Below are 21546 nucleotides of genomic sequence, written 5' to 3' on the forward strand. Positions count from 1 at the left end.
GTTTTTTACAAGCGCATGCCACAACAAGCCTCCACAATAGCTGCATTGGTAATCTTTGAGATGTGTTATGAATGAATCCACTATCCTGCTGACATTGGCCAGCATTCACTTTATTGCCTTAATGAGCCCAGGCCCCGACTTCGCATTAGTGGTGCAAAATGCCACGCGTCATGGTCGCCAGACGGGCTTATACATCGCTCTTGGCTTATCCGTTGGTATTTTGCTGCACTCGTTGTTCAGCCTGACTGGAGTGAGCTACCTTGTGCATCAACATCCTTTGCTGTATTCGGTATTACAACTGCTAGGTGGCAGTTACCTGCTTTACCTCGGTGTTGGTGCCCTGCGCGGCGTGATCGCTACGATCAAAAACCCGCAAACGGATCAACAAAATAAAACAAACAGCTTCGTGATCAGCAACAAACGTCAGGCTTTTGCCAAAGGTTTTGCAACCAACATTCTCAACCCCAAAGCACTGGTTTTCTTCATCAGCTTGATGTCGAGCTTGGTGCCAGCCGGAATGTCGGTCTCAGGCAAAAGCATCGCGTTAGTTATCCTGTTCAGCTTGTCTCTGGTTTGGTTTTCCAGCTTGGCGTGGATGCTCTCAACGCAACGTTTACAACGTCGATTACAACAGGCAGGCATCTACATCGATGGCATCTGTGGTGTGGTGTTTACCCTCGTTGGCGGCAGTATCTTGGTGCAAACCATCAGCACATTAATCGGTTAACTCTCTGATTTAAAAGCGTCGCACACCCGACATTTATTAAAACGCTGACTCGACGATCTTCTCCATGGCTGCCAAGCTGAACAATCAAACTGGCAACATGGAGAGTCATCATGCAATGGACGTTCAACCGACTCGTGTCTACGGGTCTTTTTCTTAGCGCCTCCATCACCCACACCGCGTTTGCAAACCAAGCCACCGATGCGATTACCCCAGAGCAGAGTACTGGGTTTGAGCACAAACAACTGGTCAAAGCCAAAGACTATATGGTGACAGCAGCGAACCCAATTGCTACCCAAGCAGGTGCTGATGTACTGGAGCAAGGCGGCAATGCCATTGATGCTATGGTGGCGGTACAACTGATGCTTGGCTTAGTCGAACCACAGTCTTCCGGCATTGGTGGCGGCGCATTTTTGGTGTATTGGGATGGCGAACAACAAAAGCTCACCACTTATGATGGTCGAGAAACCGCGCCCCTTGCCGCAACCCCAACACTGTTTTTGGACGACCAAGGCCAACCGCTGCAATTCTATGATGCCGTTGTAGGCGGACGATCTGTCGCGACACCGAGCACCGTCAAACTGTTGTGGGATACCCACCAAAAATACGGCAAGCTGGAATGGAAAAAGATCATTCAGCCAGTGATCAGCTTAGCTGAGGAAGGTTTTGCCGTCAGCCCTCGTCTCGCCAGTTTGATTGCCCACGACGCCGAGCGTTTATCACGTTTTCCGACCACAAAAGCGTATTTCTTTAACGCCGATGGCTCACCAAAAGCCGAAGGCACACGATTAAAAAATCCAGAATACGCGCAAACCTTGCAAGCCATCGCCAAGCAAGGTGCTCAAGCCTTCTATCAAGGTGATATTGCCAAAGACATTATCGCAACCGTGCAAACTGCAGTGGGTAACCCGGGCGTATTGGCACAACAAGATTTTGATACTTACCGCATCAAACAGAGAGAGCCTGTTTGCGCGGCTTATCAAAGCTACGACATCTGCGGCATGGGGCCACCAAGCTCAGGCGCGCTAACTGTCGGACAGATCTTGGCTATCACCGAGCAATACGATCTCAAAGGCTGGGGACCAGACAGCGCCAAATCTTGGCAGGTCATTGCGGACGCATCTGGTCTCGCGTTTGCTGATCGCGGTAAGTACATGGCCGATCAAGACTATGTACCCATGCCAACCGAAGGTTTGTTGGACAAAGACTATCTCAAACAACGTGCCGAACTGATTCAGGTCGGCAAAGCACTGTCGAAAGTGGAAGCCGGTAACCCACCGTGGTCACATGCAATGAATCTCAGTATGGATGAATCGATAGAACTTCCTTCCACCAGCCATTTCAACATCGTCGATAAGCAAGGCAACGTGGTTTCAATGACCACCACCATCGAGAACGCCTTTGGCTCGCGCTTAATGGTTCGCGGCTTCCTGCTCAATAACGAGCTAACGGACTTTTCTTTCCGCACTCATCAAAATGGAGTTCCAATCGCCAACCGATTAGAACCGGGCAAACGTCCTCGCTCCTCCATGGCTCCGACCATCATCATGAAAGATGATCAACCATACATGGCAATTGGTTCACCGGGCGGCAGTCGCATTATCGGCTATGTGGCACAAGCCATCATTGCTCATACTCAATGGGACATGGACATTCAGCAAGCGATCAACCAACCAAGAGTGTTAAACCGTTTTGGTACTGTCGACCTCGAGCAAGATAGCGCAGCAACTCAGTTGCAACCGGCACTCGAAAAGATGGGCTTTAAGACCGAAATTCGCGATTTGAATTCCGGTTTACACGCCATTCACATCACTGAAAATGGCTTAGAAGGTGCTGCGGATCCACGCCGAGAAGGTGCAGCCATCGGAAAATAGTAGCCTTTCGCTCGGCCCTTTGTGCGAGATCTCTCACAAAGGGTTGAGTAAAACTCTCTTTTTTAGCAGTAAAAGCACCCCAAACAAACCATAACCTATTGAATAATATAAGTACGTGCAGTTTTTAAACGTTTGCGGAATAAAAAAATGTGAACTTGCACCGTTGTTGGATAGCACCAAAAACGTAATATTAAACCTGTCGGAAGGATGCTGACACGGAACAGGAAACACCACGGATTTGGTGAACTTCAGGAAGAAGAAACGGTTATTCAGGATGAATAGTCGGGCATGGAATGCAAAACTGGACATTGAACGGAATCAATAGCGACTAGGATGGTTGCTACTAAGGACGGGAAATGGACACCTCTGGACGAGGCAAGGACTGAACATCAGGATGATGTCATGGACACCGCTCAGGGAACAAGTGATGAGAGCTAACGAGGATAGTTAGCAGACCAGGATAAGGTCATCAAGGACACCGCTAGGAAGGCGACGAAAGGATTAAGCTGAAGGAATACAGCACGCTATCAAGGATTCGATGCAAGGAGCACTTTTTAGTAGCTGGATTGCTGCGAGTAAGACTATAACCCCGATGGGCGCAAGCCCTCGGGGTTTTTCTTTTTCTGCCATTTCCGCCCGACCTGCCAAGCACAGTTGTCCCCATCTCAAGCTCAAGCTCAAATAAGGTACTTTGTAGGCTCCAGATACAACAAGAGCCGCCAAAGCAGCCCTTGAGTTAGTTTGCGAACAATGCAAGCTAGCTTTCGATAAAAACCTTACAGTTTCTCTAGTCTAGCGTAAGCAGTCACTAACCATTTAATGCCTTCACCATTGAACGCAATTTGAACGCGACTCTGTGGACCGCTGCCTTCAAAGTTAATGATGGTGCCTTCGCCAAACTTTGGATGCATTACGCGTGAACCAAGTGAAAAGCCCGTCTCGTTGAAGTTCTCTTTCACCGCAGTTTGGCTAAAGCGACCACTGCTTGCAGGTCGGCTGACTTGCGCTTTCATCCGCACTTCATCCAAGCACGTTTCCGGCAACTCACGAATAAAACGCGATGGCTTATGGTACTTATCTTGACCATACAAACGGCGCATTTCCGCGTAAGTGATGTAGAGTTTTTGCATCGCGCGCGTCATACCGACGTAGCACAGGCGGCGCTCTTCCTCTAAACGCCCTGCCTCTTCCGCCGACATCTGGCTTGGGAACATGCCTTCTTCAACGCCCACCATAAACACCAATGGGAATTCCAAGCCTTTTGCACTGTGCAGTGTCATCAATTGAACTGCATCTTCAAATTCGTCGGCTTGCCCTTCACCCGCTTCTAGCGCCGCATGAGTCAAGAACGCAGTCAGCAGCGACATCTCTTCCGCTTCTTCTGGCTTCTCGAATTGGCGAGTTGCGGTCACCAATTCCTCCAAGTTCTCAATACGAGCCTTAGATTTTTCGCCCTTCTCTTGCTCATACATGGCAAACAAGCCAGAGTACTTGATCACATGGTCTGTTTGCTCGTGCAACGGCATCTCTAACGTGTCGTCTTCGAGTGCGGTAATAAGTTCGATAAAGCGACCTAATGCCCCAGCCGCTCGACCCGCGAGCACTTGTTCATCCAACATCGCAACGCTGGCTTCCCACATCGTGCAACCACGATCACGCGCCGCACGGCGAATGGTTTCTAGTGTCTTGTCACCTAAACCACGAGTTGGCGTATTCACCACACGTTCAAATGCAGCATCGTCATTACGGTTGGCCATCAAACGCATGTAGGCCAGTGCGTCTTTGATTTCCTGACGCTCGAAGAATCGCATACCGCCATAAATACGGTATGGCAGACCAGCTTGAATCAACGCTTCTTCCAGTACACGAGACTGGGCGTTGTTGCGGTACAACATCGCTGCGTCATTCAACGCTCCACCTTTGTCTTGCCACTCTTTGATTTTGTTAACCGCAAAACGGGCTTCGTCCAACTCGTTGTAAGCACTGTAAACCGAAATCGGCTCACCAACAACGCCGTCAGTCCACAGCTCTTTACCCATACGCTCGGTGTTATTGGCGATCAAGGTATTGGAAGCTTCCAAAATGGTCTTGGTGGAACGGTAATTCTGCTCTAGGCGAATGGTGGTTACACTTGGGAATTCACGGGTGAATTTCTCAATGTTTTCGACTTTTGCTCCGCGCCAACCGTAAATCGATTGGTCATCGTCACCCACAATCATCACATGACACTCAGGCCCCGCCATCATGCGTAGCCAAGCGTATTGGATATTGTTGGTGTCTTGGAACTCGTCAACCAGAATGTGTTTAAAGCGAGCCTGGTAGTGCTCTCGGACAAACTTGTTATCGCGCAGTAGCTCATGAGCGCGAAGCAGAATTTCTGCAAAATCGACCAAACCTGCACGGTCACACGCTTCTTGATAAGCGGTGTATAGCTGCAAGTAGGTTTTGGTCACAGGATCGTGGTAAGCATCGATGTGTGCTGGGCGCAGACCTTCGTCTTTTTTGCCGTTAATCCACCAAGCCACTTGGCGTGCAGGCCACTGCTTTTCATCCAGATTTTGTGCTTTGATCAGACGCTTCAGTAAACGTTGTTGATCGTCGCTGTCGATGATTTGAAAGTCTTCCGGTAGCTTGGCATCAAGATAGTGCGCGCGCAAAATGCGGTGACAAATACCGTGAAAGGTACCATTCCACATGCCTGACGCACTGCCCATCATCAACTCTTCAATACGGCCACGCATCTCCGCTGCCGCTTTGTTGGTAAAGGTTACCGACATGATTGAGAACGGAGACGCTTGTTCTACCGACATCAACCAAGCGATACGGTGAACAAGAACACGAGTCTTACCACTCCCTGCACCAGCAAGGACGAGCAAGTTTTCTAGAGGTGCTGCAACGGCTTCACGCTGTTTATCGTTCAAACCGTCGAGTAATAGAGATGGATCCATCATGATGAGCTACTGGTTATTTATACATAAAAATAGATTATAACCTAAACAACTAGGGTGTGTTGAGACAAAACTAGATAAAAAGTTCGACGATTTTTTACTCACCCATTCAATCAGTTATGTAAATCAAACCATCAAAAAGCATTCCCCAAAGCAATTTACCTGAAAGTTTTTCACTCACCTTCCTATCTCTTAAGTTAAGCAAGCGGACAAAAACTGTGCATCTTAATCGCTCGTCTGCTTGCCCATCTCAACGTAAAGGAAATCATTCAGAGGAAATTATTATGAAAAAGTCGAATCTTGCTGTTACTGCTGCGGTTACTGGTCTACTAGCCCTTGGTGGCACTCTACTAACAGCAACACCTGCTGTCGCGGCAGAAAAAGAAAAGTGCTACGGCGTGGCAAAAGCGGGGAAAAATGACTGTGCGACGAAGAACAGCTCTTGCGCCGGCACGTCAAAACAAGACCACCAGAAAGACGCATTTGTGGTGGTTCCAAAAGGTCTTTGCGACAAATTGGCTGGCGGCAGCACCAGCGCATCTTAATTTCTCCGTTAATTGTTGTGGGCGTGTGATGGCTCAACTCACACCCCACAACCTCTTCTATCCAGTTCGAAAAGGAGTTTCACGTGAAACACTACGATTTTCACCCTCTTGTTGGCGTTGGTTTACGGACTCCTCATTTAGACTTTTTTCAGCAACAACGCCCAGAACTGTCTTGGTTAGAAATTCACAGCGAGAACTACTTTCAACCCAATGCAGCCGAACGAAAATATTTACACACTTTGCGAGAGCAATACCAGATCAGCTGCCACGGAATTGGCTTATCGTTAGGCTCTATTGAACGCGTTAGCCAAGTACACCTCGCTCAACTGAAAGCGTTGATAGATGCCATTGACCCAATGTTTGTCTCTGACCATTTGAGCTGGAGTGAAAATGGTGGGCATTATTTTAACGACTTGCTTCCCCTACCATACACCGAAGAAGCACTGAACGTTTTTACTCGCAATGTGCTTGAAGTTCAGGATTATCTGCAACGCGAAATCTTAATAGAGAACCCATCGAGCTATGTGAAGTTTCAACACTCGACGATCAGCGAGTGGGAGTTTCTCGCTGAAGTTCAGCAGCGCACAAGTTGCCGGTTACTGCTCGATCTGAATAACGTACACGTATCAGCCTTCAATCACGGCTTTGATTGCAATACCTATCTGTCCGCCATTCCGGCAGACAAAGTGGATGAAATTCATTTGGCGGGTTTCACCATCAAGCAACTCGATAAAGGCGAAATTTGGATTGATACTCACAGCCGTCCCGTCAGCACGGAAGTCTGGAAGTTATATCAACACTGGGTTGAACAGTATGGTCCGCGCCATACCTTAATTGAATGGGACTTAGATATCCCAACACCAGAAGTGTTATTGGCAGAAGCGGAAAAGGCCTCGCTCCTTCTCTCCCAAATTACCACCCCGCTTAGCGCTACGAGGAAAGCCTCATGAAGCTAGCCACCTTACAAAATCAGTTTGCGAAAGCGCTTCACTATCAGGCATTGGGCGATGACTGTAATATTGCAAGCGGTCAGTTTACCGCTGACGAGCGCATGCAGATATATCGCAACAACTTTATCATCAGCTTGAGCGAAGTCCTCTCTGCTACTTATCCGATGGTTGAAGCGTTACTAGGGGAAACGTGCTTTGCCCAAATAGCACGCCAACATGTTTTAACGCACCCACTCCAAGAAGGCAGTGTTATTCACTACGGAAAAGACTTCCATCACACTGTGATGTTGTTTGGTCAGGTCATGGCTCAAGCGCCATACAGCCCAGAAGTCGCACTCTTTGAATGGAACATCGACCTTGCTCGCCAAGCTCGTTATGAGCATCAAGCAGACACAGCCGTGCAACCGCTGACTGAATTACCACACGTACCAGAGTCGCAACATTCTCATTTAGTTTTCCACCTTCGTCCTGGGTGTAAGTGCTTTGATGCTCATTACGCGGTGTTTGATTTATTCGCAGCTGTTCGTACTCAACAATTCGATCAGCTCAACATCAACCAATTGCAACAAGGGGTGATCCGCATCGAGCCCGATGGTGAAGCGCAGTGTTTCGCGCTGGATGACGAAGCCTATCAATTGCTTGCCAGCTTGGAACAAAAGCAATGTTTGAGCGATATCCCTGAGCCGTTGCTCACTCATCTTAATCACATCATGACGCTTGACCTGATTGAAGGTTTTACGCTGCAAACCGCGTAAGGAGGATACGATGACAGATTCTGTTAAAAGCCTGATTAGCCGCTACGACGAATACACCAACAGCTTACAAACTAACGCAATGCCGTTGTTGCTGCTGTTTTGCCGTTTATGGGTCGCTTGGGTGTTTTTTAATTCCGGCCTTATCAAAATTGCCTCATGGGATAGCACCTTGTACTTGTTCGAATTTGAGTATCAAGTTCCGTTGCTACCTTGGGAATTTGCCGCCTATTCAGGCACATTCGCAGAGTTAGTTCTTCCGGTCTTTTTAGCGCTTGGATTATTTACTCGCCCTATGGCTGCCATGTTGTTTGTGTTCAACATTATCGCGGTCCTGTCCTACCCGCTACTGTGGGAGAAAGGTTTCCATGACCATCAACTCTGGGGGTTAATGATTTTGATTGTGATGCTGTGGGGAGGCGGTCCGTTTTCGCTCGACCGATTGCTAAAAGACAAATTCGTCAGATAGAAAAATCCCCGCGATTGCGGGGATTTCTTTTATTGCTTGTTTAGGTAAGCCAGCAGTTCATCCGCTGAGATACCTTGTTGTGCGAGGTCTTTTGCTAATAGCTCAACTTGCTCGCCCTTGCGTGACTCAATCACTTGTTGAAATTGGTACACAATGTCACGCAAGATTGGTAGAGGTACTTGTTTTGCCGCACTACGAATGCGCTCGGAGCTTTGATTGCCCAGCTCATTAAGCAACTTACCAAACATCACCTTTTCTGGTGATTCTTCCATTTGCTCTAAAATACGAGCCATTTCATACGTGGTTAACGACATTACTTTTTGAATTCCATTATGGTGTCAGGAAAAGTGTGAACGACAAATATACACGCGTTACATACATTGGAAAATACTAAATTACACTGATTTACGCATTAGCGAAGCGTGCGTGCCAGCTCTTACCGGCCTTTGAAAATAGAATCACCAATGCTGGTAGCAATACCCACATATGAATAGCAATCAATGTTTGTGGATCAAACGGCAAACGCTGTAAGGTACCCACTAACAAACCAGAACCGCTCATTTGGAACAAACCAAGTAGCGCCGCGGCTGTGCCCGCTTTATCACCGAATGGTTCCAACGCCTTGCCCGCGGCGCCGCCAAGAATCAAAGCAAAACCAACGGACGACATAAAGATTGGCAGCATGAACGACAGCGCCGTGTTTTGGCCATTCATCACCAGCATCACCACACCAGCCAGAGCCAACGTCGAGATACCAACCACAAGCGTGTTGTGTGTGCCAAAACGTTCCATGAACTTCGGAGCCAACATACAACCAGCGATGTTGATGACCGCGTTAATGCCAAACCAGAATGTGAACTCATTCATTGAAAGGCCCATGCCTGTCATCAATACCGACGGTGCTGACGTCACGTAAGCTAAGATAACCGCCATGGCCATCAAACATAGTGACGCGTGGAAAATGAAAGATGGCGTGCTCAGTACCGACCAGTAACGACTTACTTTGAATACCGCTTGTTTCTCGGTTGCAGGGTTGGTTTCCTTCATCATCAAGAACATCAACGTTCCTGAGACAACCGCAAAACCAGCCATAAAGCTGAAGTTTGCACGCCAATCGAATTGCTGTGTTAACCAGCTACCTAAGATTGGTGCCAGTGCCGGAATAAAGCAGATCGCACCATTAAGGTAGCTGATCATCTTGCCGCTTTTCTCTGGGCCGAAAATATCGCGAACTGTTGCAAAGGCTGCTACCGATGTCGCACACGCACCTAAGCCTTGTAGCAAACGAGACATCAACATCCACTCAATATTTTGAGCACTCCACGCCAATAAAGCGCTCATTGCGTAGATAGTGATGCCGCCCAATGCAACAGTTCGACGTCCGAGTTTATCTGCCAAAGGGCCAGCAAACAGTTGGCCAACACCCATAGCAAATAGGAACCATGTAATAGTGTCTTGTGCTAGCGCATTGTCTACCTGAAAAGTTGAAGCGATAAGAGGTAACGCAGGTAGATAGATATCAATCGCAAGCGGACTGAAAAGAACCAAAAGGGTCAACAACGCCATTTGTTTTTTACTATTAGAAATATGGCTAGACACACAACACTCCAAATTGAACAAGAACTTTGCAGAGAGCTTAATCATCTGATGATATGAATGGAAATGATGTATAATCATGACCATTATTCCCCAGAGGAAATTCACCGTGAACATAGAAAAGCTCGCTCGTCTCGACCTGAACTTACTGGTCTGTTTTAAAGTGCTAATTGAAGAGCTTAACGTGACTCGAGCAGCGCATCGACTGTGCCTTAGCCAATCCGCGGTGAGCAAATCATTAGCCAAACTTCGCATTCAATTTGATGATCCATTGTTTACGCGTAACTCACATGGATTAACGCCAACACCACGTGCATTGTTCCTCAAACCGAAACTGGATCTGTTGATTAACCAATTAGAAGTGCTGACCCAGCCAGAAGAGTTTTCGCCCCAAAGCAGTGAATACCGCTTTCAAATTGCAGCCGTGGAAAGTGTCTACCCATTAATCTTGCCGCATTTCTTACCAGCGATTTTTCAACAGGCACCCGGCGTCACCATCAGCACGCATCCTTGGTCAGATAACACCTTCAAAATGTTGCAGCGTGGTGAGTTGGATTTGGGATTAACTGGTAAAGACATCGACATCAATGACGCAAAGCTTACCCTGCTGCCACCGGATGATATTTGCGAACTCGAAATCTATCGCGACCATCAGATGTGCATCATTCGTAAAAACCACCCCGCACTAAAACAGAAGTGGAACCTCGAAGCGTATCTCGCACTTCGTCACGTACAAGTGCGATGTGATGGAAACGACCGTTGGTTGTTGGATTATCGTTTAGCGGACATTGGCGCAGAGCGCGATATTGCAGTCACTGTTCCAGATTTCAATAGTGCCGCCAGCTTGTGTTCTTACACCGACTTCATCTTTACCGCGCCGAGCCATTTTGTTCAACTGGCTGCCAAACAGCTCGACTTGGTGGTCTTGCCATTGCCGCTTGAATTCCCGCCCATGGCTTACACTCTGTTTTGGCACAGAGACAGAGAAAACGACCCAGCCTTAAATTGGCTGCGTACGATGATCACGCAAAAAACCGATCACCTTAGATAAAAATGTCGGACGCAATTTGCGCTTAGCGGTTAAAATGAGTAGCTTAACAGTCGATAGTCCTTTTTGGCTCATCTATGGCCTGTTGTACCCAGACTTAAACGTCATCTTGCTACGGCGTTTAACTCAATCACTGCACGAAGCAGAAGGAAACAGCTCCCACACCTGAGCATGAAGGAGCGGTAATTTGAAGGAATAAAACAGATGCACAACGATACTCTAAGCCGCGTGAACGCAATTCGCGAATGGCTTACTCAACACAACATTGATGCCCTACTGATCCCTCACGAAGATGAATACCTGGGTGAATATGTCCCTGCGCACAATGAACGTCTCCACTGGCTAACCGGATTCACAGGCTCTGCAGGCGCAGCCGTGATCACAAAAGACAAAGCCGCAATTTTTGTAGATGGTCGCTACACAGTGCAAGTGACCAAACAAGTTCCTAGCGAGTTGTTTGAATATCGCCACCTAATTGAAGAACCAGCATTGGATTGGATTCAAGACCATCTAACCGCAAATGCGTCCGTGGCTATCGACCCCCGCATGCACAGCTCGGCTTGGCTAGATATGGCACAAGCAAAACTGGTTGGAAAACTTGAGCTGAACATTCTCTCCAGCAACCCAATTGATGAGCTGTGGCATGACCGCCCTGCACCCGTGGTTTCTGACGTTCGCCTCATGCCAACAGAAGCCGTTGGTCAATCAAGCGAAAGTAAGCGTAAAGAGATCGCTCAACTGGTAACAAAAGCCGGTGCAGACAGTGCAGTCATCACAGCGCTTGATTCTATTTGTTGGCTATTGAATGTACGTGGCTTAGATGTATCGCGTTTGCCAGTTTTACTGTCGCACGCGATTCTTCATGCCGACTCAAGTGTAGAGTACTTCCTAGATCCCGCTCGCTTACCTGCTGAATTTGCAGCGCATGTGGGTACTGGTGTGACGGTTCATCATCCAGAAGCACTTCAATCACGCCTTGAAGCCATGTCTGGTAAAAAGGTATTGCTCGACCCAGCAATCAGTAACGCATGGTTTAAGTTAGTTCTGCAAAATGCAGGCGCATCGGTTATTGCTGCAGCCGATCCATGTTTAATGCCAAAAGCCGCGAAAAACGAAGTTGAGATTGCGGGCATGAAAGCCTGTCATATCCGCGACGGTGTAGCGATGAGCAAATTCCTTTGCTGGCTAGATGCCGAAGTGGCTGCAGGCAATCTTCATGATGAAGCTACACTGGCTGATCGCCTAGAAGCATTCCGTAAAGAAGACCCAACGCTGATGGATCTGAGCTTTGATACCATTTCTGCGGCAGGCGGCAATGCTGCCATGTGTCACTACAATCATGAGAACCAACCTGAGCCAGGTAAGCTAGAGCTGAATACGCTTTACCTTGTTGATTCAGGCGGTCAGTACCTAGATGGCACAACCGACATTACACGCACCATCGCGATTGGTCAGCCATCAGCAGAAATGATCAAGCAGTTCACTCTCGCGCTGAAAGGTCATATCGGTGTAGCACGTGCCCGCTTCCCGAAAGGCACTCGCGGTTACCAAATCGATACATTGGCTCGCCAACATCTCTGGGCGGAAGGTTATGACTACGACCACGGTACTGGCCACGGTGTAGGTCACTTCCTAAGTGTGCATGAAGGTCCGGCAAGCATCTCTAAGAAACAAATTGATGTGCCGCTAACTGAAGGCATGGTGCTATCAAATGAGCCTGGTTACTACCGTGCAGATACGTTCGGTATCCGAATCGAAAACCTAGAGCTCGTAGTTGAAACACCGACTAACGGTGACTTCCCTGTTCTATCATTCGAATCCTTGACGCGCTGTCCAATCGATAAACGTAATATCAATGTCGATATGCTGACTCGTCCAGAACTTGCTTGGTTGAACGACTACCATCAAAAAGTATGGGAACAAATCAGCCCGCTTGTTGAAGGCGAAGTAAAAGAATGGCTACGCGAAGCAACTCTGCCGTTGGCCCACTCTTAAACAAAAGTGCGAACATGTATTAAAGATAAAATAGAAAAGGCTCTCCACTTGGAGAGCCTTTGTTATGGGCTAAATTCGCAAATTCAGCCCATAATTCACATCCATGAAACTCAAAGCTAAGCGTTCATTCAATTACAATGTTTCACGTGAAACATGCCAATGACACAGTAAACGCCTCGGTTAACCTGAGTAAACTGAGTGCCAATCACGCCAGACCGGATCGAAACCTTTCGCTCTAATCATGTCTTCTACCGATGCCGCGCTACGCTCGTCACTGATTTCGAACTGTTCCAGTTCCACCTCTTCGGTCGCATAACCACCGGGTTGTGTTTTCGATGCCGCAGACATACTCGTAATGCCTAACGGTAATACATTGTCGCGAAACTGCGGTGATTCGCGCGTCGACAATGACAACTCCACTTCCGGATTAAACAGCCGATAGGCGCAAATCAATTGCACCAACTGCTTATCCGTCATGACAGACTTCGGTTGTAATCCCGACGCTGGTACATTACCGGCACAAGGGCGTAAACGAGGAAAAGAAATCGAATAACGCGATTGCCAATAAGTACGCTCAAGGTAATCCAGATGAGCAGCAGCAAAAAAGCAGTCGGTGCGCCACTCTTCCAAACCAATCAAAGCGCCGATACCGATTTTGTCGATCCCCGCTTTTGCCAATCTATCAGGCGTTTCAAGCCGGTATCGGAAATCCATTTTATTGCCACGCAAATGATGCTGAGCATATGTTTGGGGATGATAGGTTTCTTGATACACCATCACCGCATCAAGGCCCAATGTTTTGAGTTCGGCGTATTCGTCCTGATCCAACGGTTGGACTTCCATCGCTAAATAATTAAATCGCTGCTTGATGATTGGCACCATTTCGCGAAAGTATTTCATCCCAACTTTGGTCTCATGCTCACCCGTTACCAGTAACACGCTGTCGAACTTCATTCGCTTAATCGCATCAATCTCCGCCTCAACTTCGTCCCTATTCAGTGTTCTTCGCTTTATGCGGTTCTCCATAGAGAAGCCACAATAGGTACAAGCGTTGGCACAAAGGTTAGAGAGGTACAGAGGAATATACAGCGACATAGTGTTGCCAAAACGCTTACGCGTCAGCGAATAAGAAAACTTTGCCATCTGCTCTAAGTACGGTTCAGCAGCAGGAGAAATCAACGCTTTAAAATCTTCCAAATCTCGTTTGGGTTTTGCTAGCGCCCTTTCCACATCCTGCTCCGTTTTGGCATAAATCGACATGGATATGTCATCCCAATCGAGCTGCTGAAAGCGATCATAAAAGCTCATCTTGAACCCTCACTTCTACAGTTCATCGAGAAAAGCCGTTAGCGGACTGGAAGCAACGGCATGAGAAACTTTCCCTGCAAGCCCAGCTTTATAAGCCATACGACCTGACTCGACTGCCATCTTGAACGCTTTCGCCATCGCAACGGGATTACTTGCAGCAGCGATCGCCGTATTGACCAACACGGCATCCGCGCCCATTTCCATCGCTCTTGCCGCATGTGAAGGCGCACCAATTCCCGCATCCACGACAACAGGTACGTTCGCTTGGTCAATAATGATTTCTAGAAAATCGTGCGAAGCGATACCTTTGTTCGAACCAATCGGCGCTCCCAATGGCATCACCGCAGCACAGCCAACTTCTTCCAGCCGTTTACATAACACCGGATCAGCATGGCAATATGGCAACACAATAAAGCCATCTCGCACGAGCTGTTCGGCAGCGGCTAAGGTTTCTATCGGATCAGGCATTAAGTATTTTGGGTCGGGATGGATCTCCAGTTTGACCCAATTTGTGCCCAACGCTTCGCGAGCAAGCTGCGCAGCAAAAACCGCATCTTTGGCATTTTTAGCGCCAGAGGTGTTCGGTAGCAAATTCACACCGGCGTGAATCAGAGGCTGCAAAATGTCATCTTGCTGATCATGTACATCCACACGTTTAAGCGCCATCGTCGCGAGCTGTGAACCTGAAACCTGGATGGCTTCGGCCATTAAATGGCTATTAGAAAATTTGCCTGTTCCTGTGAACAAGCGTGATTTAAATTCTTTATCTCCAATTTTCAGCATCGACATTATCCCCCTGCGATGGCTTGAAACAGAGAGATGCTATCTCCCTCAGAAAGTACCGTACTCGCCCATTCGCTACGCGGCACCACTTGATTATTAATGGCAAAAACACAGCCCATTTCAGGCAGAGAAAACTGGGTAATGATTTGCTGTAGGTTGGCTTTACACTCGACCCGCTGAGCTTGGTCGTTAATAGCGATAGTTATCACGTTACCTCTCTCCTTTAACAAAGGAACGCACAAACGAACTTGCTGCGAATTGATTTGAAACTGTCATGGCGGTCATCTCTTAACTGCTCATTGGTGCAAGATTATTGTCACCACAAACCTGACATTGCTTGTCTTTGGTTATAGACATGGTCTGCCAGTTCATCCGCAGTCCATCAAAGAGGTGTAACTGACCACACTCAACATGAAAGCGATCTATCGCCAACTTTTGAATAGCAGCGAGAGCTTGGTAGTTCCCCAGAGTGCCCACCACCGGACCGATAATGCCGGTTTCGCTGCACTTCATTGTTTGCTGCAATTCATCAAACGGATACAAGCATCGATAGCAGCCTGAATTTGATGGTTTGTCTGAGTAGTCAAAAACAGCAAACTGCCCTTGCCAACCAATCGCTGCCGCCGATATCAGAGGTGTATTTTGCTCATAACAAACTTGATTGATCAGCTGCCTCGTTGGCAGGTTGTCACTGCAATCCAACACCACATCCGCCAACATGACTTCGAGTTGTAACTGAGCTTGGTCGAGACGCTTGGTAATCGTGCGTACCTGAATCATTGAATTGAGATCACGAAGCTGCTGAGCCATCGCCTCGGTTTTCGCCAGTTCGATGTCGCCTTCACGATAGATAACCTGGCGCTGCAAATTGCTGCTGTCGACACGGTCATCATCAATCACAACCAACTTACCCACGCCAGCAGACGCGAGATACAAACTTGCTGCACTACCCAACCCACCACAGCCGATGAGCAACACATGAGATTGACCAAGACGAGCTTGGCCCGATTCTCCGATTTCAGGTAACGAAACTTGACGCTGATAACGAATGAATTCTTGATCAGTAAGCACGATAGTCCTCCATGACCAATGACGTGCTCGTTGTGCTCATCAGTTGGTCGAAAAACTCAATCACTTGTTTCGGCGATTCGGACAAGGTAATCGCACGAACCACAGCTAAACTGGACACGCCACATTGCCAAACTTGCTCTGCGTTTGATTGGTCAATGCCACCAATGGCCACAGTTGGATAGCCAACTCTTTCACCATATGGAATGCTATCGATCAGCTTTTGATACAAGGCTAAGCGAACCAGACCTTGCGGTTTGGATGGCATTTGTTTGGTGGTGGTTGGAAAAATATGCCCCAACGCAATGTAGCTTGGGTTAATTTGGACGATACGCAGCAGTTCATAATAACCATGGGTTGATAGACCTAAGCAAATGCCTGCGGTGCTCAACTGACTCAAATTGGAATCTTCGATATCCTCTTGACCAAGATGAACCCCGAACGCGCCATGCTTTATTGCTAGTTGCCAATAATCATTAATAAAAACTTGAGCGTCATACTGACGACCGAGTTCAATCGCGCGTGCAATCTGCTGTTCTAAGTCTGGCTGATAGGGGTCTTTGATACGTAGTTGAATGGTGTTGATACCCAATGGCAACAACCGCTCAATCCAACTGACGTCGTCCACGACCGGATAGAGACCCAAACTCTGTTTGCTCAGATGAGGAAAGTTGACCGACTGTCCGTATGATGACCAACCTACTTTGATGCCTAAGCGACAATCTTCTAGGACTGGTGTAGGAAAATCAGCAAACTGAAACGCCCACTCCAGCTTGACCATTGTTTCACGTGAAACATTCGCCATTGCGCGCGCCAAGGTCAAAGCATCTTCAATAGGGAAATCGAGAGCAAGCAGCGTTACTGTCCACGCTAAGTGTTGATCGGTTTGAAGAGTTGTAGTTCTAGAAGTAGAAGCAACTGACAGAGCTCTTATTTCATCATTAACCGGATGGCGCCAGATATCCAACACGTCTACGCTTGTCGTTTTAACAGAATCATCGTGCTTAGACTCTATGTCTTCAATACCAATAAAAATGGCCGAGGATGGTTGTTGGCGACATTCTGAAACCGATAGACCTGATTGGTAGTAAAGCACAAAATCGGCAGTCTCTGCTTCCTCACATACGTCAATCAGATCGGTACCTACACGAAAGGTATTTTGCCCAAGAACAAGTTGAATAAATTGAGTCGGGCTTACGCCCAACTCAATCTCATCAATACTAAAACCCTGTTCTTTCGCCAACAATAAACACTGCTGAACAGATCCTGTCAGCGGAATTAACGACGATGGAATAAGGATTTTAGCCATTACTCATCCGCCTCGGCGTGCACGGCTGGGTGATAAAGCTCCGAGCCTGTCGCACGAAACTCTTCAGACTTCTTACGCATGCCTTCCAGCGGGTCATCTAACATCTTGATAGAAATCGCCTGATCCGCGGCAACTTGCTCTGTATCTTTGGCGTACTCCCTGACTTCTTGAGAAATCTTCATTGAGCAGAATTTAGGGCCGCACATTGAGCAGAAGTGCGCTACTTTTCCAGACTCTTGCGGTAGCGTTTCATCATGAAATGCACGTGCCGTATCGGGGTCTAAAGCGAGGTTAAATTGGTCTTCCCAGCGGAATTCAAAACGCGCCTTTGATAAGGCATTGTCACGAACTTGTGCTCCCGGATGCCCTTTTGCTAAATCCGCAGCATGCGCAGCTAGCTTGTAGGTAATCATACCGGTTTTGACATCTTCTTTATTTGGAAGCCCCAAGTGCTCCTTAGGGGTCACGTAGCACAACATAGCGCAGCCATACCAACCAATCATCGCCGCGCCAATACCGGATGTAATATGGTCATAACCCGGAGCGATATCTGTCGTTAGAGGACCCAAGGTGTAGAACGGCGCTTCATGACAGTGTTCCAACTGTTGGTCCATATTTTCTTTAATCATATGCATTGGAATATGGCCAGGGCCTTCAATAATGACCTGCACATCATATTCCCATGCGATTTTCGTCAACTCGCCGAGCGTACGCAGCTCTGCGAATTGCGCTTCATCGTTCGCGTCTGCAACCGAGCCTGGACGCAAGCCATCACCAAGAGACAGAGCTACATCGTACTTCGCACAAATTTCACAGATCTCGCGGAAATGGGTGTATAAGAAGCTTTCTTGGTGATGCGCTAGACACCACTTAGCGATAATCGAGCCACCACGCGAAACAATCCCCGTCACTCGCTTCGCCGTCATTGGAACATAGCGAAGTAGTAAACCAGCATGGATAGTAAAGTAATCAACACCCTGCTCTGCTTGTTCGATTAACGTGTCGCGCATGACTTCCCAATTCAGGCTCTCAGCAATGCCATTTACTTTCTCCAAAGCCTGATACATAGGAACCGTACCAATTGGCACCGGGCTATTGCGTAAAATCCATTCACGAGTTTCGTGAATGTTGCGGCCGGTAGAAAGGTCCATCACGGTATCGCCACCCCAGCGTGTCGCCCAGACAAGTTTCTCCACTTCTTCTTCGATTGAAGACGTGACCGATGAGTTACCAATATTGGCATTCACCTTAACTAAGAAGTTACGGCCAATAATCATTGGTTCAGATTCTGGATGATTGATATTCGAAGGAATGATGGCGCGACCTTCTGCGACTTCTTTACGAACGAATTCTGCAGTAATGTCTTTAGGTAGATTTGCACCGAAGCTTTGGCCGGGATGCTGCTGAGTCAGCACGTCATCGCGATATTTAGCGCGACCCATGTTCTCACGCAGTGCAATGTATTCCATTTCCGGAGTAACAATGCCTTTGCGAGCATAGTGTAGTTGAGTGACACATTTTCCGGCTTTAGCTCGTCGAATACGTGGTAAGTTGCCATAACGCAAATCATCTAAGGTTTCATCGTCAAGACGCTCTTTTGCGTAAACAGAGCTCACATCTTCAAGGATTTCAGTATCATTGCGTTCTTCAATCCACCCTTCTCTAAGCTTTGGTAAGCCATTGTAAAGGTCGATAGAGTGATTTGGGTCAGTGTATACACCAGAGGTGTCATAAACACGTACTGATTCGTTTGACTCGAAAACAGGAGCCTCTTTGGTGCCACCAATTAGGCTATCAGCCAAAGAAATTTCACGCATTGGCACTCGGATGTCAGGACGAGAACCCTCTACATACACTTTGGTTGAGTTTGGGTACGGCTGTACCGAGAGAGTATCAATAAACTGTTTTGCTTCCAGTCTCGCTTGTTTGCGACTCGACATAGCATTTTTCCTTGCTTGTTATTCTAGATAAAAAGTATTGGGATAAAAATGCTTGGCGGATAGATGCGACAAGAGGGGTCGAATTATGGACGATTAGAGTTCAGGTGCTCACTCTTTGTCTATTACTACATTCGACGTTTTGATAGGTTAGCCAGACGTTGTCTGGTGTAGGTATCTTCTCTTGTTCCCTTCGCAGATATTAATCTGATCAGGTTCAACGGATCCCGAATTAACGGTCTCAGCCTTATGGCACTCCGACAAGTGAAGCCAGTATATAAAAACGGCTTGGTTAAACCAAGCCGACCTGATTACATTTTCGTTACTTTTGCTAGCTACGCATCAATAATTGGAAACCGATCCAAGCCGCCGAGATACTCAGTACAACATTTAATAAGATGTTTAAACCCATTTTAAAGAAAGCACCTTGCTGCATAAGCAGTACGTTATCCATAGAAAAGGTTGAAAAGGTGGTAAGCGCACCGAGGAAGCCTAGGCCAATCACTTGTCTCCATGGTTCAGTTGCTAATATTTCACTTTCAAATGCAGCAATGAGCAACCCCATGATGAAAGAGCCAACAACGTTAACAGTCAGCGTACCGTAAGGAAAGCCCCGCCCGAAAAGTAAGACACAAAACTCAGACACTAAATATCGAGAACACGCACCGATTGCCCCACCGAGTGCGATAAAGCCTAAAATAGAAAACTGCCCCATAATTCCCCCAATAAGTTCTGATGATATTGTAATCAAAATCGCTCAGTCATCGGTAACACAATCTTAGAATTCGACAATATAATCGCTTTAAAACCACTAAAATATTTAAAAGTTACAGGAGTCACTTTTACATACGTTCCAAGCAATTTTTCATAGGAAGAACCCTTACGGGAATTTACCGTTTAGATCAACATATCTCGTTTAAGTACTACTTGAAGAAAATGCTGATTCGTTATGGATAGCCTCAATAACATCAACTTTAAAAAGCTCGCAAGTCAGCAAAAATACATTCAGATGAAAATGAGACTGCTGGCCCTTGATCATTTCAAAGATGGACACTCACTCACACAGATCACAACGTTGCTCAAGGTAAGCCGAACCAGTGGTCCAAACCTTTTTTGAAGAAGGGATGGAAGATGGCAAGAAAAGCCAAGCACAGGAAGACTACCTCTCTTAACTTCCGATCAAAGAAAATAGTTGAGCCAATACACAAAAGATAAAGCCAATGATACACAAGGTGGACGACTGACTGGTGCCGACATCCAGGCTTATATCGTGAAAGAATTTGGTCAGCACTACCACTCTGATTCTATCTATTACCTGCTCGACCACATGGGCTTTTCATGGATAACTTTCCCCCCCAAACAATCTCAACTAACACAAGAGGATTTGAAAAATTCAAAATCGAAACGATCCTTAAAATCCCAGAAAATATGGCTTTAGAGTAAAACCAGATTTGGACAACAAAACACGACAACACGCTTATGGGCTAAAAAAGGAACTCGCCCAAGAGCCGTGAAGCAATAACAATTTGAGTATGCTTATCTGTTTCGGTTCAGTCTGTCCCAAAAAAGGAATTGGTGAGGCTATCATTGTCCCTGGGTTAATAAAGACATCATGATAGAGCACTTAAAACAAATATTGGCAGTCACGGAGGAGGGACGCCACGCTGTCGTTGTAATGGATGGTGCAGGATGGCATACAGAAGAAATTGCCAATGACTTTAAAATGTCAGTGTCATCAAACTTTCGCCCTATTCTTCAGAGCCAAACCCTATCGAACAAGTATGGCGTTGGTTGAGGCAACGCGATTTATCCAACCAATCTTTTACTGATTACCACGACATCATCTCCAAAGTCTACGATGCATGAAGTCGGTTTTTGGATAGCTCAAAAAGAGTCACCAAAATGTGCTCGAGAAGATGGATGGATAGACCTGACCAATTAATTTTCCAGGTTGGTATTAACTGTGCTGAGAGTCTTAGTCGCGACCGACTTGGGATTTAATACAAATCCCATCTAATTCTCATTCTCATTCTCAAACATCAGAAATGAAAAAAGCCTCGCTATTTCTAGCGAGGCTTCTTAATAGTGGCGGAGAGATAGGGATTTGAACCCTAGATACGCTATTAACGTATGCCGGTTTTCAAGACCGGTGCTTTCAACCACTCAGCCATCTCTCCACAAATTTTCATCATCAGATTAGTACACTGATGATGTTGTTACACGTAGTACGGGTAACGATA

At 47.0% G+C, this 21546-nt stretch carries 19 protein-coding genes, 1 tRNA gene and 1 riboswitch; of the genes, 9 read left to right on the plus strand and 11 right to left on the minus strand.

Translation table 11 applies throughout. The features are described 5' to 3' along the window. Positions 1-67 precede the first annotated feature (67 nt). Both ACF8EG_RS12865 and ggt read left to right on the plus strand, forming a co-directional pair. Positions 68-727, plus strand: coding sequence for a LysE family translocator (locus ACF8EG_RS12865; RefSeq protein ID WP_005458574.1), 660 nt, complete (start codon positions 68-70; stop codon positions 725-727). A gap of 110 nt (positions 728-837) precedes the next feature. Continuing rightward, positions 838-2598, plus strand: a complete 1761-nt coding sequence (ggt, locus tag ACF8EG_RS12870; protein WP_069505311.1) for a gamma-glutamyltransferase — start codon at positions 838-840, stop codon at positions 2596-2598. 776 nt (positions 2599-3374) lie between these two features. Here the strand turns inward: ggt and uvrD are convergent. Continuing rightward, positions 3375-5549 carry a DNA helicase II gene (gene uvrD, locus ACF8EG_RS12875; protein ID WP_023585906.1) on the minus strand — a complete coding sequence of 725 codons (2175 nt, stop codon included), beginning with the start codon at positions 5547-5549 and terminating at the stop codon, positions 3375-3377. A gap of 281 nt (positions 5550-5830) precedes the next feature. Between uvrD and ACF8EG_RS12880 the strand changes: the two genes are divergently transcribed. The 4 genes from ACF8EG_RS12880 to ACF8EG_RS12895 all read left to right on the plus strand — a co-directional run bounded on the left by ACF8EG_RS12880 (position 5831) and on the right by ACF8EG_RS12895 (position 8262). Beyond that, positions 5831-6091, plus strand: a complete 261-nt coding sequence (locus tag ACF8EG_RS12880; RefSeq protein ID WP_005458571.1) for a DUF2282 domain-containing protein — start codon at positions 5831-5833, stop codon at positions 6089-6091. 83 nt (positions 6092-6174) lie between these two features. Continuing rightward, positions 6175-7041: a DUF692 domain-containing protein gene (locus tag ACF8EG_RS12885; RefSeq protein WP_069505313.1), complete on the plus strand. Its 867-nt coding sequence runs from the start codon at positions 6175-6177 to the stop codon at positions 7039-7041. Then, positions 7038-7796, plus strand: coding sequence for a DNA-binding domain-containing protein (locus ACF8EG_RS12890; protein WP_069505315.1), 759 nt, complete (start codon positions 7038-7040; stop codon positions 7794-7796). Before ACF8EG_RS12885 ends, ACF8EG_RS12890 begins: the two co-directional genes overlap by 4 nt. A gap of 10 nt (positions 7797-7806) precedes the next feature. After that, the gene (locus ACF8EG_RS12895) at positions 7807-8262 is read left to right on the plus strand and encodes a DoxX family protein (RefSeq protein ID WP_020904447.1); all 456 of its coding nucleotides are present in this window, start codon (positions 7807-7809) and stop codon (positions 8260-8262) included. A gap of 29 nt (positions 8263-8291) precedes the next feature. Here ACF8EG_RS12895 and ACF8EG_RS12900 read toward each other — a convergent pair whose 3' ends face one another. Beyond that, positions 8292-8576, minus strand: a complete 285-nt coding sequence (locus tag ACF8EG_RS12900; RefSeq protein ID WP_005458563.1) for a hypothetical protein — start codon at positions 8574-8576, stop codon at positions 8292-8294. Positions 8577-8667: 91 nt separating this feature from the next. Next, positions 8668-9861: a multidrug effflux MFS transporter gene (locus ACF8EG_RS12905; protein WP_005480931.1), complete on the minus strand. Its 1194-nt coding sequence runs from the start codon at positions 9859-9861 to the stop codon at positions 8668-8670. A gap of 106 nt (positions 9862-9967) precedes the next feature. On the opposite strand from ACF8EG_RS12905, the gene ACF8EG_RS12910 reads away from it, so the two are divergent. After that, positions 9968-10909, plus strand: coding sequence for a LysR family transcriptional regulator (locus ACF8EG_RS12910; RefSeq protein WP_005465075.1), 942 nt, complete (start codon positions 9968-9970; stop codon positions 10907-10909). 201 nt (positions 10910-11110) lie between these two features. Next, complete coding sequence (locus ACF8EG_RS12915) at positions 11111-12901, plus strand: aminopeptidase P family protein (protein WP_069505317.1); 1791 nt, start codon at positions 11111-11113, stop codon at positions 12899-12901. A gap of 180 nt (positions 12902-13081) precedes the next feature. Here the strand turns inward: ACF8EG_RS12915 and thiH are convergent, their stop codons facing one another. The 7 genes from thiH to crcB all read right to left on the minus strand — a co-directional run bounded on the left by thiH (position 13082) and on the right by crcB (position 20021). Beyond that, positions 13082-14209 carry a 2-iminoacetate synthase ThiH gene (gene thiH, locus ACF8EG_RS12920; protein WP_069505319.1) on the minus strand — a complete coding sequence of 376 codons (1128 nt, stop codon included), beginning with the start codon at positions 14207-14209 and terminating at the stop codon, positions 13082-13084. A 15-nt stretch (positions 14210-14224) separates the two neighbouring features. Continuing rightward, positions 14225-14992, minus strand: coding sequence for a thiazole synthase (locus ACF8EG_RS12925; RefSeq protein ID WP_005480959.1), 768 nt, complete (start codon positions 14990-14992; stop codon positions 14225-14227). A gap of 5 nt (positions 14993-14997) precedes the next feature. After that, entirely contained in the window at positions 14998-15201 is a 204-nt protein-coding gene (gene thiS, locus ACF8EG_RS12930) for a sulfur carrier protein ThiS (protein ID WP_005465067.1), read from the minus strand. 79 nt (positions 15202-15280) lie between these two features. Next, positions 15281-16063 (minus strand): thiazole biosynthesis adenylyltransferase ThiF, encoded by a 783-nt coding sequence (gene thiF, locus ACF8EG_RS12935; protein ID WP_005486141.1) that lies wholly within the window; start codon positions 16061-16063, stop codon positions 15281-15283. Beyond that, complete coding sequence (locus ACF8EG_RS12940) at positions 16053-17369, minus strand: thiamine phosphate synthase (protein ID WP_069505321.1); 1317 nt, start codon at positions 17367-17369, stop codon at positions 16053-16055. The genes thiF and ACF8EG_RS12940 overlap by 11 nt, the downstream gene beginning before the upstream one ends. After that, positions 17369-19309: a phosphomethylpyrimidine synthase ThiC gene (gene thiC, locus ACF8EG_RS12945; protein WP_069505323.1), complete on the minus strand. Its 1941-nt coding sequence runs from the start codon at positions 19307-19309 to the stop codon at positions 17369-17371. Before thiC ends, ACF8EG_RS12940 begins: the two co-directional genes overlap by 1 nt. Positions 19310-19477: 168 nt before the next feature. Beyond that, positions 19478-19576: riboswitch (TPP riboswitch) on the minus strand. A 61-nt stretch (positions 19577-19637) separates the two neighbouring features. Next, a complete protein-coding gene (crcB, locus tag ACF8EG_RS12950) occupies positions 19638-20021 on the minus strand; it encodes a fluoride efflux transporter CrcB (protein ID WP_005497358.1) in 384 nt (127 codons plus the stop codon). A 477-nt stretch (positions 20022-20498) separates the two neighbouring features. Between crcB and ACF8EG_RS12955 the strand changes: the two genes are divergently transcribed. Continuing rightward, a complete protein-coding gene (locus ACF8EG_RS12955; protein WP_240497008.1) occupies positions 20499-20744 on the plus strand; it encodes a winged helix-turn-helix domain-containing protein in 246 nt (81 codons plus the stop codon). 648 nt (positions 20745-21392) lie between these two features. Here the strand turns inward: ACF8EG_RS12955 and ACF8EG_RS12960 are convergent. Next, a tRNA-Ser gene (locus ACF8EG_RS12960) sits at positions 21393-21483 on the minus strand. Positions 21484-21546: the final 63 nt, after the last annotated feature.

The organism is Vibrio sp. YQ_11 (assembly GCF_043103065.1).
GTDB lineage: Bacteria > Pseudomonadota > Gammaproteobacteria > Enterobacterales > Vibrionaceae > Vibrio > Vibrio parahaemolyticus.

Coding starts and splice junctions, on each gene's coding strand:
- ACF8EG_RS12915 (WP_069505317.1), top strand. CDS start 11,111: ATGCACAACGATACTCTAAGCCGCGTGAACGCAATTCGCGAATGGCTT.
- ACF8EG_RS12900 (WP_005458563.1), bottom strand. CDS start 8,576: ATGTCGTTAACCACGTATGAAATGGCTCGTATTTTAGAGCAAATGGAA.
- ACF8EG_RS12895 (WP_020904447.1), top strand. CDS start 7,807: ATGACAGATTCTGTTAAAAGCCTGATTAGCCGCTACGACGAATACACC.
- thiC (WP_069505323.1), bottom strand. CDS start 19,309: ATGTCGAGTCGCAAACAAGCGAGACTGGAAGCAAAACAGTTTATTGAT.
- ACF8EG_RS12940 (WP_069505321.1), bottom strand. CDS start 17,369: ATGGCTAAAATCCTTATTCCATCGTCGTTAATTCCGCTGACAGGATCT.
- ACF8EG_RS12865 (WP_005458574.1), top strand. CDS start 68: ATGAATGAATCCACTATCCTGCTGACATTGGCCAGCATTCACTTTATT.
- thiH (WP_069505319.1), bottom strand. CDS start 14,209: ATGAGCTTTTATGATCGCTTTCAGCAGCTCGATTGGGATGACATATCC.
- crcB (WP_005497358.1), bottom strand. CDS start 20,021: ATGGGGCAGTTTTCTATTTTAGGCTTTATCGCACTCGGTGGGGCAATC.
- ggt (WP_069505311.1), top strand. CDS start 838: ATGCAATGGACGTTCAACCGACTCGTGTCTACGGGTCTTTTTCTTAGC.
- ACF8EG_RS12925 (WP_005480959.1), bottom strand. CDS start 14,992: ATGCTGAAAATTGGAGATAAAGAATTTAAATCACGCTTGTTCACAGGA.
- ACF8EG_RS12890 (WP_069505315.1), top strand. CDS start 7,038: ATGAAGCTAGCCACCTTACAAAATCAGTTTGCGAAAGCGCTTCACTAT.
- uvrD (WP_023585906.1), bottom strand. CDS start 5,549: ATGATGGATCCATCTCTATTACTCGACGGTTTGAACGATAAACAGCGT.
- ACF8EG_RS12880 (WP_005458571.1), top strand. CDS start 5,831: ATGAAAAAGTCGAATCTTGCTGTTACTGCTGCGGTTACTGGTCTACTA.